At 72.7% G+C, this 12,986-nt stretch carries 12 protein-coding genes; 8 read left to right on the forward strand and 4 right to left on the reverse strand.

Going from position 1 to position 12,986, the window contains the following annotated elements; translation table 11 throughout:
• Nucleotides 1–17 precede the first annotated feature (17 nt).
• On the forward strand, nucleotides 18–830 hold the full coding sequence (locus ACGFH9_RS09195; protein WP_355622586.1) for an alpha/beta fold hydrolase: 813 nt from the start codon (nucleotides 18–20) through the stop codon (nucleotides 828–830).
• A 7-nt stretch (nucleotides 831–837) separates the two neighbouring features.
• Here the strand turns inward: ACGFH9_RS09195 and ACGFH9_RS09200 are convergent, their stop codons facing one another.
• Nucleotides 838–2,319, reverse strand: a complete 1,482-nt coding sequence (locus ACGFH9_RS09200; RefSeq protein ID WP_393217086.1) for a trehalose-6-phosphate synthase — start codon at nucleotides 2,317–2,319, stop codon at nucleotides 838–840.
• A 158-nt stretch (nucleotides 2,320–2,477) separates the two neighbouring features.
• Nucleotides 2,478–3,338 (reverse strand): DUF308 domain-containing protein, encoded by an 861-nt coding sequence (locus tag ACGFH9_RS09205; protein ID WP_355236508.1) that lies wholly within the window; start codon nucleotides 3,336–3,338, stop codon nucleotides 2,478–2,480.
• A gap of 392 nt (nucleotides 3,339–3,730) precedes the next feature.
• Between ACGFH9_RS09205 and ACGFH9_RS09210 the strand changes: the two genes are divergently transcribed.
• The gene (locus tag ACGFH9_RS09210) at nucleotides 3,731–4,411 is read left to right on the forward strand and encodes a lysophospholipid acyltransferase family protein (RefSeq protein WP_393217087.1); all 681 of its coding nucleotides are present in this window, start codon (nucleotides 3,731–3,733) and stop codon (nucleotides 4,409–4,411) included.
• Between the two features lie 8 nt (nucleotides 4,412–4,419).
• On the opposite strand, the gene ACGFH9_RS09215 is transcribed toward ACGFH9_RS09210, so the two are convergent.
• Nucleotides 4,420–7,995 (reverse strand): ATP-binding protein, encoded by a 3,576-nt coding sequence (locus ACGFH9_RS09215; RefSeq protein WP_393217179.1) that lies wholly within the window; start codon nucleotides 7,993–7,995, stop codon nucleotides 4,420–4,422.
• A gap of 118 nt (nucleotides 7,996–8,113) precedes the next feature.
• Here ACGFH9_RS09215 and ACGFH9_RS09220 point away from each other — a divergent pair, with 118 nt between their 5' ends.
• Nucleotides 8,114–8,308: a hypothetical protein gene (locus ACGFH9_RS09220; RefSeq protein ID WP_393217088.1), complete on the forward strand. Its 195-nt coding sequence runs from the start codon at nucleotides 8,114–8,116 to the stop codon at nucleotides 8,306–8,308.
• A 106-nt stretch (nucleotides 8,309–8,414) separates the two neighbouring features.
• On the opposite strand, the gene ACGFH9_RS09225 is transcribed toward ACGFH9_RS09220, so the two are convergent.
• Entirely contained in the window at nucleotides 8,415–9,107 is a 693-nt protein-coding gene (locus ACGFH9_RS09225) for a Crp/Fnr family transcriptional regulator (RefSeq protein WP_007463121.1), read from the reverse strand.
• Nucleotides 9,108–9,411: 304 nt separating this feature from the next.
• Between ACGFH9_RS09225 and ACGFH9_RS09230 the strand changes: the two genes are divergently transcribed.
• From ACGFH9_RS09230 to ACGFH9_RS09250, 5 genes are all read left to right on the forward strand, one after another.
• On the forward strand, nucleotides 9,412–9,909 hold the full coding sequence (locus tag ACGFH9_RS09230; RefSeq protein WP_393217180.1) for a polyadenylate-specific 3'-exoribonuclease AS: 498 nt from the start codon (nucleotides 9,412–9,414) through the stop codon (nucleotides 9,907–9,909).
• A gap of 77 nt (nucleotides 9,910–9,986) precedes the next feature.
• Entirely contained in the window at nucleotides 9,987–10,490 is a 504-nt protein-coding gene (locus ACGFH9_RS09235; protein WP_393217089.1) for a pyridoxamine 5'-phosphate oxidase family protein, read from the forward strand.
• Nucleotides 10,491–10,648: 158 nt separating this feature from the next.
• Nucleotides 10,649–11,677 carry a 6-phosphofructokinase gene (locus tag ACGFH9_RS09240; RefSeq protein WP_355236984.1) on the forward strand — a complete coding sequence of 343 codons (1,029 nt, stop codon included), beginning with the start codon at nucleotides 10,649–10,651 and terminating at the stop codon, nucleotides 11,675–11,677.
• A gap of 72 nt (nucleotides 11,678–11,749) precedes the next feature.
• On the forward strand, nucleotides 11,750–12,568 hold the full coding sequence (gene proC / locus ACGFH9_RS09245) for a pyrroline-5-carboxylate reductase (RefSeq protein WP_393217090.1): 819 nt from the start codon (nucleotides 11,750–11,752) through the stop codon (nucleotides 12,566–12,568).
• Between the two features lie 50 nt (nucleotides 12,569–12,618).
• Nucleotides 12,619–12,969 (forward strand): DUF2203 domain-containing protein, encoded by a 351-nt coding sequence (locus ACGFH9_RS09250; RefSeq protein WP_393217091.1) that lies wholly within the window; start codon nucleotides 12,619–12,621, stop codon nucleotides 12,967–12,969.
• Nucleotides 12,970–12,986 lie beyond the last annotated feature (17 nt).

Below are 12,986 nucleotides of genomic sequence, written 5' to 3' on the forward strand. Positions count from 1 at the left end.
AACGAAAGGCTGGATCAATGACCGAGCTGCGGATCATGCGGGGCCGGGAGTGGGCTCGTCCGGTCCGGCCGGCGCGGCGTGAGGTGCTCAGCGCCGTACCCGAGGTCGAGGAGGGGCGTCCGCCGCTGCTCTTCGTTCCCGGGTTCGGCCATGGCGCGTGGGCGTTCGCGGAGCACTGGCTGGGCCACGCCGCGTCGCGGGGCTTCCCGGCGTACGCGCTGAGCCTGCGGGGGCACGGCGGCAGCGAGCCGGCGCCGGAGGCGACGCTGCGGGCGTACGCGCACGATGTGACCCAGGTGGCGGCGGGCCTGCCGCGCCAGGCGGTGCTGGTGGGGCACGGCGCCGGGGCGCTCGTCGTGGCGCACGCGCTGGCGCGCTACCCGGCGCGCGGCGCGGTGCTGGTGGCGCCGGTCTTCGGCGGCTGGGGGGTGCTCGGGGCGGCGGTGCGCCGCAACCCGGCCGGGACGCTGCCGGCGGTGTTCGGCGGACCGCTGCGGCTCAGCCGCGCGCAGTTGTTCAGCCGGGAGTTGCCCGACGAGGATGCCCGACGGCACGTGGCGCGACTGGGCCGGGCCGGTCGGCGCGCGCAGTGGGCGCTGCTGGGTGAGCCGCAGGCCGAGCCTGCCGTGGGTGAGCCTCCGGTCCTGGTACTGGGCAGCCCGGACGACCGGGTGGTGCCGGCGTCGGCGTTGACGCGGATCGCCCGCCGGTACGGGTCGGCGCCGCTGCTCTTCCCCGGCATGGGGCACGACCTGATGCTCGACGCGCGCTGGGCCGAGCCGATCGACGCGATCCTGGACTGGCTGGAGAAGGAGCCCACCGGGCGGTGAGCGCCGGTCAGCCGCCGGTGTGTTGGGTGGCGATTGTCGCCCGGGTCGCCGGACGAGGCACCCGGGCGGTGCCGTCGGTGCTGGTGAGGCGGCCGACCAGCGCGCCGGTCTCGTCCAGCGCGCTCAGGTAGGAGCGGGCCCAGGCGCGGATGTCGTGCTCGTGCAGGTGGGCGCGCATCGCCCGCATCCGGGCGGTGGCGTCCGCTGGGTCGGCCCGCAGCGCCGTCCGCAGCGCCTGCTTGAGCCCTTCCAGGTCGTGCGGGTTCACCAGGTACGCCTGGGACAGCTCGGCGGCGGTGCCGGCGAACTCGCTGAGCAGCAGCGCCCCGCTGTCGTCCACCCGGGCGGCGACGTACTCCTTGGCGACCAGGTTCATCCCGTCGCGCAGCGGGGTCACCGCCATCACGTCGGCGACCCGGTAGAGCGCCGCCAACTCGGCCCGGTCGAAGGGCTGGGTGAGGTAGTGGATGGCGGGCTCGCCGACCCGCCCGAACTCGCCGTTGATCCGGCCCACCTCGCGCTCGATGCGTTCGCGCAGGATCTGGTACTGACCGACACGTTCCCGGCTCGGCATGGCGACCTGGACGAGCACCGTGTCGCGGACCTTGACGTCGCCGCTGGCGATCAGCTCGCTGTACGCCTTGAGTCGCTGCTCGATGCCCTTGGTGTAGTCCATCCGGTCCACGCTGAGGATGACCTGCCGAGGGTCGCCGAGGTCCTGGCGGAGGCGGCGGGCGCGGGCGGCCACGTCGGGGCGGGCGGCGAGGGCGGCCATCTCGGCGGTGTCGATCGAGACGGGGAACGCGCCGATGCGGACCACCCGGTCGTCGATCCCGATCCGACGGTCGGTGGCCGGCAACTCCAGTACGCGGGTGACCAGTTGGGCGAAGTTGTGCGCCGCCTGGGCGCGCTGGAAGCCGACCAGGTCGGCGCCGAGCATGCCGCGCAGCAGCTCGGCCCGGCGTGGTAGCTGCATGAACAGCTCCGGCGGCGGGAACGGCACGTGCAGGAAGAAGCCGATACGCAGGTCGGGGCGCAGCGCGCGCAGCAGCCCGGGTACGAGTTGGAGGTGGTAGTCCTGCACCCAGACCACGCCACCCGGCTCGGCCACCTCGGCCGTCGCCTCCGCGAACCGCTGGTTGACCCGTTGGTAGGCCTCCCACCACCGGCGGTGGTGCTCGGGTTGCTCGACGGCGTCGTGGTAGAGCGGCCAGAGGGTCGCGTTGGCGAACCCCTCGTAGTGGTCGCGCAGGTCCTCCTGGCTGAGGGCGACGGTGTGCATGTGGACGCCGTCCACGTCCGGCAGGGCGGGCGCGGGGCCGGTGCCGCCGGCCCAACCGACCCAGATCGCCGGGGTGTGCCGCAGGAGCGGGTGTAGCGCGCTGACCAGCCCACCGGGGCTGCGCCGCCACTCGCAGGCCCCGTCGGGGGCCTGGTTGTCGTCGATGGGGAGGCGGTTGGCCACCACCACGAGAGAGCTCTTTCGCATCTCGGGCATTCCGATCAGCAGAGGACTGACCGCCACGAGCAAGGAAAAACCGGTCGGTCAGCGGGGGAAGTGACGTACAGCGGTATTCCTACTGACAGTAAGTTACACCACTGTTACGCCCGAAGTGAGGGCGGTCGTGTCCCGCGATACGGGCCGGGTCAGACCACCGCGCCGTTGTCCGGGTCGTCGTCTTCCTCGTCGCCGGGCCGCAGCCGCCAGATGAGCGTGACGAAACCGGCCAGGATGCCGGTGAACCCGAACAGGGTGACGGCCGAGCGGTCCACCGGGAGCAGCGACGGAAAGAGGAAGAGCACGAACCCGACGACCACCGCGAGCGCGCCGACGACCGCGTACTTGGAGACGCGGGGTAGCGGTGGCGGCGGTGGCGGGTGGTAGGTGTCCTCGTCGTCGTCCGGCAGGTCGGCGCCGAAGGTGTCCAGACCGTCGAGCAGCGACGGCTCGTCGTCCCGGGTGTTGCGGCCGACCGAGATGCCGGAGAAGTCCGTCGCCGACGGCAGCCGACGGACGTCGGTCGCGGTCGGCCCGGCCTCGTCGGCGCCGGAGCGGGCGAGTGGTCCGGCGGTCGGCTCGTCCCGGGTGTCCTGGTCGTCGCGCTCGTCCACGTCCTCCGCGGCCGGCCACGGCCGCTCGTCGGTGCTGGGGGAGGTGCTGTGGAAGCCGGCCACGATCCGGGCCCACTCGGCGTCGATGTCCGGCTCGTCGCGGGCCGGTGGCTGCTCCGGGGCGCTCTCGTCGGCGAGCTGGGTGAGGTAGTCGCGAGCGGTCCTCAGGTGCGAACGGTCGACGTAGAGCCGGTCGACCGGGCGGGCCGGGACGGTGGTGGTGCGGGTGACCGGGTTGAGGTCGGCCGACGGTTGCAGGTAGGCGGCGATCCCCCCGGCGGCCAGGACGTCGAGCAGGTGCTCGCCGACGCGCGGATCGACGTCGCCGACCACGGCGTACTCGCTCGCGTCGAGCCCGTTGTCCCGCCGTCCCCGGCGGGCCCCACCCGCTGACACCCGGCAATCCTCCTCAACGCGCCCTGCGGCGCGGCCACCCTGCCCCCTCGACGCCCGTCCGCACGCCGTGCTCTGAATCGTGACACGTCAGGGGCCGGTTCCGGGAGTGCGTTGTGTCGCGTCTTGGAAACTCAGGGGCGCTCCCGCTGGTCACGGCGGTGGCTCTTTGTCCGTTGTTGCGCGAGACGTGCGATCTCGATGATCGTCTTCGACCGAGCAGCAACGACCCTGATGTTGCGGGGATCTCCGCGCGCCTGTCCGGTCCGCTGGTCGTCGGCAGGAGGCGCGGCGTGCCGAGGTGGGCGTCCGTCCGTTGTGGTGCGAGCGCTCGCTTCGTAGGCTCGTCGGCGACGCGCCCGGCGCTGTCGTGGGCCCCCTCGGAAAGGATGCCGGTGCTCTACTGGCTGTTGAAGTACGTTCTCCTCGGTCCGCTGCTCAAGCTGATCTTCCGGCCGCAGGTGGAGGGGCTGCACCACGTGCCGGCGACCGGCCCGGTGATCCTGGCCAGCAACCACCTCTCCTTCTTCGACTCGATCTTCATTCCGTTGATCGTCTCGCGGCGGGTCACCTTCGTTGCCAAGGCGGAGTACTTCACCGGCAAGGGAATCAAGGGCTGGTTCATGAAGATGTTCTTCGTCGGCACCGGCACGATCCCCGTGGACCGCTCCGGCGGCGAGGCCGCCCGCGCCGCTCTGGACACCCAGTTGCGGGTGCTGCGCGCTCAGGGGGTGGCCGGCATCTACCCCGAGGGCACCCGCTCCCCGGACGGGCGGCTCTACCGGGGCAAGACCGGCGTGGCCCGGCTCGCCCTGGAGAGCGGCGCGGTGGTGGTGCCGGTGGCGATGCTCAACGCCGACGAACTCCAGCCGCCCGGCAGGCTCATCCCGCGGATCGGCCGGGTGCGGGTCCGCCTCGGCGTACCCCTGGGCTTCTCCCGCTACGCGGGAACGGCCGGCGACCGGTTCGTCGAGCGCGCGGTCACCGACGAGATCATGTACGAGTTGATGGAGCTCACCGGCCGTGAGTACGTCGACATCTACGCGCAGAAGCTCAAGACGCCGGTGGCCGCCTAGAGCGTGTGTCAGCAGGCGACGGCCGGCCCGGTCGGGCTGACCGGCCTCCCGGCCAGCGCCAGCAGGCCCGGGGCGTCGTTGCGCAGCGCGAAGGTGCGGACCTCGGCGCGCGGCGCTCGCGCGCCGGCCGGGTCGCCCGCACGGATCAGCTCCGCGGCCGCCAGCGCCAGCGCCAGCACGCGGTCGCTCGCGTCCGGGATCCGTCCGTACGTCTCGGCGGCGGCCAGGTGCAGCTCGGCCGCCCGTCGGTGGTCGCCGTCCGCCGCCGCCACCGCAGCCGTCACCGTGCGCAGCGCCGCCTCCGACCACGGTGTCCGATGTCCGACCCGGTCGAGCATCGCCCGGACCCGCACCGCGGCGTCCCGGCCGGCCAGGGCACCGGCGTACGCGGCCGCGGCGATCCACTCGCCGCTGGCGAGCGCCGGCACCTCCGACCAGGAGCGCTCCAGCTCGTCGATCAACTCCGCCGCCTCGGCGTGGCGCTCCTGCAACGCCCGGCACAGTGCCGCCATGCCCAGCATCGTCCAGCGCAGGCGGTGGAAGCCGCTGCGCCGGGCGGTGGTCAGCGCGTCGACCAGGTCGGCCGGGTCCTCGTCGTCGCGCAGCACGAGCAGGCAGCAGCGCAAACCCCGCACCTGCATGTCCCAACTGCCGGTCGGCGTGTCCACGAACGCCTCCGCCGCGGCGAGCAGCCGGCCGAAGTCACCCTCGAACCAGGCGCGCATCGCCTCGGCCGAATAGCTGGTGGTCAACGTCTGCCCGCTGGCCGTACGCGCCGGCGCGGCCGAGAGCAGGGCGTTCGAGCGCAGCCAGTCGCCCTCCTCGCGGATGGCCCAGGCCAGGTTCTGGGTGGCCCGGGGCAGTGCGAGCAGCTGACCGGCCCGGCTGAACTCGACGATCGCGTGCAACTCGTCCAGGCCGACCCGGTCGCCGGCCTGGTAGCGGGCGGTGGCCGCGGTGATCCGCGCGTTGGTGCGCGTCTCGGTCAGGCCCAGCCGCTCCGCGATCTCCGCCGCCGTGTCCGCCGCCGACACGGCCGGGTCGCGCTCGTAGTTGAGCATGTGCAGGCGGCCCAGCTCGGCGTACGCGTCGGCCTTCTGCGGGCTGTCCGGCAGCGGCTCGAAGAGCTGCACCGCCCGGTCCAGGCAGGCCAGCGCCTCGCCCCGCTCGGCGCGCAGCCACGCCGCCTGGCCGAGCAGCGTCCAGGCCCGTGCGGCGCACGCGTCGTCGCCGTGCGCCGCCAGCCGGTCGGCCAGCGCGTGCACCTGCTCGGTCCCACCGCCGGAGAGGAACGCGTTGCCGTCCCGGTAGAACGAGATCTCCGTACTCAGCAGCTCCAGTTGCAGCCGGCCCACCGGATCGCTGTCGTCGGCCAGACCCAGCGCCCGGCCCGCGTGGCTCGCCGCCGCATCCAGCCCGTGCAGGGCGTACGCCCGGCGGGCCGCCCGGTGCAGCGCCTGCCGCGCGGGCCCCGCGTACCGCCGGATCGCCATGCCGAGGGACCGCGCGATCTCGTGGGCCGCCCAGCGGTGGTGGGCGAGGACCTCGGCCAGGTCGGTGTCGCGGCTCTGCGACAGCGCGTCGAGCCAGTCCGCCGCCCGCTCGTGCCGCGCCACCCGCTCGGTTCTCGGCAGCCGCTGATAGCAGACGTCGCGCACCAGAACGTGCCGGAACCGGAACTCGGCCTGCCCGGCCATGGTCGACGCGGCCTGCTCGTGCACGAAGTCGCGCTGTTCGAGGCGGCGCAGCGCGCGCTCGACCGACTCGACCGGCTGGCCCAGCGCGGCGGCCACCGCGCCCGGCCAGAACTGCACCCCGACCACCGAGGCGGCGAGCAGCACCGCCCGGTCCTTGGCGTCCAGCAGGTCGACGCGGTTGGCGATCACCGCGTGCACGCTGTCCGGCATGGTCAGTTCGAGCTGCTTGTCCAGCGACCAGCCCCGCCCGGACTGGCGCAACGCGCCCTGCTCGATCAGCATCCGGACGTACTCGTGCGCGTAGAGCGGGTTGCCGCCGGCCACCTCGATGAGCGGCGTCAGCATGTCGGCGGAGAACGCCGCCTGGCCGAACAGGTGCGCGTACAGGGCGGCGATGCCGGTGTCCCGCAGCGGCGGCAGGGTGATGGTCACCGAACCCGTGATCGTCCCGGCCCAGCTCGGGTCCCGGTCGACAAGCTCGGGGCGGGCGGTGCAGAGCAGCAGCAGCGGCACGTCGCGGGCGGCCGCGCCGAGCAGCTCCACGAAGCGCAGCATCGCGTCGTCGGCCCAGTGCAGGTCCTCGAAGACCAGCACGGTGGGGCGGCGGGCCGCCAACGCCAGCAGGAAACGCCGCCACGCCGACTCCGCCTCCTCCGCCGGCAACGGCGTACCGGGCAGCCCGACCAGTGGGCGCAGCGCGTCGACCACCCGGTCGCGTTCGCCCGGCCCGATCAGCTCGCCGACCGCGGCACCCAGTCGCTGGGCCGCGCTCGCGGCCGGGTCGGTGTCGAGGATGCCGGCCTCGGACTTGACGATGTCGGCGAGCGCGGCGAACGTGACGTTCTCCCCGAACGGCGGACAGCGCCCCGTCCGCCACGTCAGCGGCTCGTCGACCAGCCGGCCGGTGTGCCGGTACAGCTCGCGCAGCAGCCGGCTCTTGCCGATCCCGGCCCGGCCGAAGATCGTCACCACCTGGGGCAGTTGGTCACGCAGAGACCGGTGCAGGGCGTTGACCAGCATGCCCAGCTCGTGCTCGCGGTCCACCAGGGGCGTGGTGTCCGGCTCCCGGTCGGTGGGCTGGCGGCGCACCGGAGACAGGGCGAGCCACACCTCGGTCGGCGTCGACCGGCCGCGCAGGGTGACCGGGGGCTGCTCCTCGTAGCGGATCGCGTCCTTGGTCAGGGCGTGCGTGGTGCCGCAGACCAGCACGCCTCCCGGCGGCGCGACCGACTGCATCCGCGAGGCGGTGTTCACCACGTCGCCGGCGACGATCGCCTGCCCGCCGTCGCGGGCGGCGGCCACGTCGACGAGGGCCTCGCCGGTGGCCACGCCCACCCGGAACCGCATCTCGGTGCTGCCGGTCGGCGCGAAGCGGGTGAGCACCCGTTGCAGCTCCAGCCCCGCCCGGACACAGCGCAGCGCGTCGGTCTCGGTGGCGATCGGCGCGCCGAAGAGCGCCATCACCGCGTCGCCGATGTACTTCTCCACCACCCCGCCGTACTGGCCGACCACCCGGCGGGCCGCCGAGAAGAAGCCGGTCTGCATGCCACGGACCTGCTCCGGGTCGGCCCGCTCGACGTACGGGGTGGAGTCGATGAGGTCGACGAAGAGCACGCTCACCCGCCGGCGGTCCTCCTGCGGGGCGGGCGTGGCGGACCGGTCCGTGCCCGGTCGGGGCGACCCGCAGGAGGTGCAGAACGCGACGTCCGAGGCGAGAGGACGCAGGCAATGTGGGCAGACGGCACCCAGCTCGGCGCCGCAGCCACCGCAGAAGCGGTCACCGTCGGCGGCCGTGCGTCCACAGCGCCCACACTGCGCGGCGATGACACACCCTCCACTGGCGATACCGGCCGGCGCCCCCCCAGCGCCGTCACCCGCAAGGAGTATCGCCGTCGGACGGGCTGTCAGGTACCGGCCTGTTGGTTTGTGGACAGTCCACCAACGGTCTGACCGACTACATTCAGTCCGCCACATATTCGATCAGCGACCAGAGGGGGACAGGTCAATGGTGTACGTCAAGCTGGAGAATGACTGGACCGACGGCAACGGCGTCGATCACTCGGCGGGAGAGTCGGTGGACGTCGACGCCGCCACGCTCGCCACGTTGCAGGCCGAGGGCATCGTCAGCGAGCAGTCCGGCGCGGGCGGCGACAGCAAGGGCCCGAACAAGTGGGCCGGCCCGGGTAGCCCCGGAGTCTGAGCCAGGCGTCGATGACACGACGGAACGGCCGGGCCGCCCACGGCGACCCGGCCGTTTCGGATGTGCGGGCCCCGCGCTGCCCCCCGCCCGGGGTTGGCGAGTCGGCTCAGCGGTCGTTCATGCCGGCGCGTCGGCGCAGCGCGGCCACGTCGGTGACGACGATCCGGCGGCCCTCGGTCCGCAGCCAGCCACGACTGGCGAAGGAGCCGATGGCCTGGTTGACGCTCTGTCGGGAGCCACCGGCCATCTCCGCCAACTGGCTCTGGTTGAGCTCGATCGTGATCATCGGGGCCTGGCTCTCGCCGGCCAGCCGGACCAGCGTCTTGGCGACCCGGCCCGGCAGGTCGAGGAAGACGTGGTCGGCGTTCTGCTCGGTGAGCCGGCGGATCAGCCCGCCCAGAGACCTCATCACCGCGTCCAGGATGCGCGGGTTGGAGTGCACCAGCTCCATGAACGCGCCCCGGGAGAGCGCGAGCGCCGCGCAGTCCTCGATGGCCTCGGCCGACGCGGACCGCGTGGAGGCGTCCAGCAGGGAGACCTCGCCGAGCACGTCCGGCGGACGGATCACCGACAGCACCGCCCGTTCGCCGGTCGGCGCGGTGCGGAACACGGCGACCGCGCCGCGGCGCAGCACGATCAGCGACTCGCCCGGGTCGTTCTCGACGAAGAGCAACTGACCCTTGCGGTAGGTGCGCGGAACGGCGGCTGCGATGACACGCTGGCGCACCTCGGGCTCCAGCCCGGCGAACATCTCGACACCTGTGAGCGCGTCACCCGGCTCCGGCAGGCGCATCTCCACGGCCCAACCCCTCCCCGGTCATGGACCACACAATCGCTCACCGGGTGAACCTGATGGCCCTGACGAGGTGAACTGACACCGGTTCGGCATCCGGTAGCGGTACACATCAGATCATGACGGTCCGGTCGCTTGCTGTACACCCCTTGAAGCACTTCCGTGACCGTCGCGAGCTGCGGCGTACCCCCTGGGTCGTCGCCGCAGCGGCGTCGGCGGCCCGGTTCGCCGCCGGCCCACGGCGGACCGGCCGGGCTCGCACCCGGCCCCGCCGCGCGCCGACGGACGGCGGTGGGTGAGGATGTCCGGAATGGTCTACCGCTACTTCTACGACTGCGAGTTCATCGAGGACGGCCGGACCGTCGACCTCGTCTCGATCGGTGTCGTCGACGAGTACGGCCGCGAGTTCTACGCGGTTTCCACCGAGTTCGACGACTCCCGTGCCGTGCCCTGGGTACGGCGTAACGTGCTGGACCGGCTGCCGTCGCCGGCCGACCGGGCCTGGCGTTCGCGGGAGCGCATCCGCGACGACCTGTACGACTTCCTCATGGAACCGGTCCGGGACCGGCCGGGTGAGCAGTTGGAGCTGTGGGCCTGGTACGCGGCGTACGACCACGTGGTCCTCGCCCAGCTCTGGGGGGCGATGCCGGCGTTGCCCCGGGAGATCCCCCGGTTCACCAAGGACCTGCGGCAGCTCTGGGACGACCGGGGTCGGCCGAACCTGCCGGACGCGGACGCCGCCCGGCACGACGCCCTGGTCGACGCCCGGCACAACCTGGCCCGCTGGCGGGCGATGATGACGCGCTGAACGATGGTCATACGTCTGTACGTTTGACCGGTTCTGTCCTGGGCATCGGTTCGACAGCCGAGCCGAGGGAGACCGCCATGAGCAATGATCCGACCAGCGTCGCCGACGGCCGGGCGCGTGTCACGGAGCTGATCCGCGCCGCACGGATCTGCATGCTCACCACGATCGGGCTGGACGGGCGGCAGGTGAGCCGGCCGATGGGGCTGCAGGAGGCGGACTTCGACGGTGACCTCTGGTTCTTCGCCTACGCCGACTCGGCCAAGATGCGTCAGATCCGGGTGAACCCGGAGGTCAACGTCGCCTTCTCGGACCAGAAGAACAACGCCTGGGTGTCGATCTCGGGCACCGCCAGTGAGAGTTCCGACACCGAGCGCGCCAAGCGGCTGTGGAATCCGCTGCTCAGGGCCTGGTTCCCGGACGGGCTGGACACGCCCGGCCTGACCCTGGTCAAGGTGCACGCCAGCTCCGCCGAGTACTGGGACTCGCCGAGCAGTGCCGTGGTCAACCTGCTCGGCCTCGCGAAGGCCGCCGTCACGGGCCGTCCGCCGTCGGCCGGGGAGAACCACGAGGTGACCTACTGAGCCGTCGCCCCCCGGGGCGCTGTCGTCGCGTGGTCAGGTGCGACTACAGTGCGCAGTGACGGCCCGCCCCGGGCCGGCAACGGCGCCGATGGTCTGACGTGACACATATCCTGGGGCATATCGGGCTTTACCTGATGCTCCAGGAGGATGAGCGGATCATGCGTATCGGCGTGCTCACCGGCGGCGGCGACTGCCCGGGTCTCAACGCGGTCATCCGGGCGGTGGTCCGCAAGGGCGTCGCCACCTACGGTCACGAGTTCGTGGGCTTCCGGGACGGTTGGAAGGGCCCGCTGGAGGGTCTGTCCCGCCCCCTCGGCATCGCCGACGTGCGCGGCATCCTGCCCCGCGGCGGCACCATCCTCGGCTCGTCCCGCACCAACCCGTTCAAGATCGAGAACGGCGTCGAGCGGATCAAGGACAACCTCGCCGAGCAGGGCGTGGACGCGCTGATCGCGATCGGCGGCGAGGACACCCTCGGCGTGGCCACCAAGCTCTACGAGCTGGGCGTGCACGTGGTCGGCGTGCCGAAGACGATCGACAACGACCTCGGTGCCACCGACTACACCTTCGGCTTCGACACCGCGGTCAACATCGCGATGGAGGCCATCGACCGCCTGCACACGACCGCGGAGAGCCACCACCGCACCCTGGTCGTCGAGGTCATGGGCCGGCACGCCGGCTGGATCGCCCTGCACGCCGGCCTGGCCGGCGGCGCCAACGTGATCCTGCTGCCCGAGCGGCAGTTCGACGTCGAGCAGGTCGCCGGCTACGTCGAGAAGCGCTTCCAGCACCAGTACGCCCCGATCGTCGTGGTCGCCGAGGGCGCCCAGCCGCTCGACGGCCAGATGGTGCTGCACAACCAGGAGCTGGACTCGTTCGGCCACGTCCGCCTCGGCGGCATCGGCCAGTGGCTCGCCGAGCAGCTGGAGGCCAAGACCGGCAAGGAGGCCCGCACCGTGGTGCTGGGTCACATCCAGCGCGGTGGCACCCCGACCGCCTTCGACCGGGTCCTCGCCACCCGGCTGGGTCTGCAGGCCATCGACGCGGTCCACGACGGCGACTGGGGCAAGATGGTCGCGATGCAGAGCACCGACATCGTCCGGGTGCCCCTCGCCGAGGCCACCCGTGAGCTGAAGACCGTGCCGCTGGAGCGGTACGAAGAGGCCGAGGTCTTCTTCGGCAGCTGATCGACGGCAGGCGGCGCGGCGAGCCTGCGGGCCCGCCGCGCCGCGACCCGACCTCAAGGGGGTACGGCCCAGATGTCAGCCGGGGTGCACACGGTCGCGGTGATCGGCGCGGGCAAGATCGGCGAGCTGATGCTCTCCGGCCTGCTGCGCTCCGGATGGCCGGTGGAGAGGCTGCTCGCCACCGCCCGCCGACCCGCCCGCGCGCAGGAGTTGACCACCCGCTACGGCGTCCGCGTGGTCGACAACCTGACCGCCGTCGACGAGGCCGCGGTGCTCGCCGTGTCGGTCAAGCCCCAGGACGCCGCCGCGCTGCTGGACGAGATCGGCCCCAAGGTCCCCGCCGACAAGCTGGTCATCTCGCTCTGCGCCGGGCTGCCCACCAGCTTCTTCAACCGCCGGCTGCCCGAGGGCACGCCGGTGGTCCGGGTCATGACCAACACGCCGGCGCTGGTCGACGAGGCGATGACGGCCATCTCCGCCGGGGCGTACGCCACCGGGGCCCACCTGAGCCTGGCCGAGGAGATGTTCAAGCCCCTCGGCCAGACCATCCGGGTGCCCGAGTCGCAGCAGGACGCGGTCACCGCGCTCTCCGGCTCCGGTCCGGCCTACTTCTACCTGCTGGTGGAAGCCATGATCGACGCCGGGATCCTGCTCGGGCTGCCCCGCCAGGTGGCACACGAGCTGATCGTGCAGACCGCCATCGGCTCCGCCGTGATGCTGCGCGACTCCGGCGAGCACCCGGTCAAGCTGCGCGAGGCGGTCACCTCGCCGGCCGGCACCACCATCTCCGCGGTCCGCGAGCTGGAGAAGCACGGCGTCCGCGCCGCGCTGCTCGCCGCGCTGGAGGCGGCCCGGGACCGCGCCCGCGAACTGGCCGCCCAGGCCGACTGACCGGGCCGCGCGGGGTCCCCGCGGCGCGGTGGGTGCCGCATACTGGCGGCGTGTTCACTCTCGCCCAGGCCCGGCACCTGGTGGCCACCCTCCAACCGCGTGTCGACGAGCTGATCCGCATCCGCGCCGACCTCGCCGAGCTGCGCGTCGACCTGGCCGACCACGGCGTCAGCGCGCTCGGCGGGATGGCCGAGGTCAAGGGTCTGGAGGCCCGGCTGCACGCCGTCGTCGACGAGCTTCACCAGCACGAGATCCAGGTCAAGGGCATCGCGCCGGTGCTGCTCGACTTTCCGGGCGAGCGCGACGGCCGCGCCGTGCTCTGGTGCTGGTTGGAGGGCGACTCCGACGTGCGCTGGTACCACCGCGCCGAGTGCGGCTTCGCCGGCCGTCGCCCGCTCTGACAGTCCCGCGCCGCCGC

Source organism: Micromonospora sp. NPDC049102 (assembly GCF_043197485.1).
Classification (GTDB): Bacteria; Actinomycetota; Actinomycetes; order Mycobacteriales; family Micromonosporaceae; genus Micromonospora.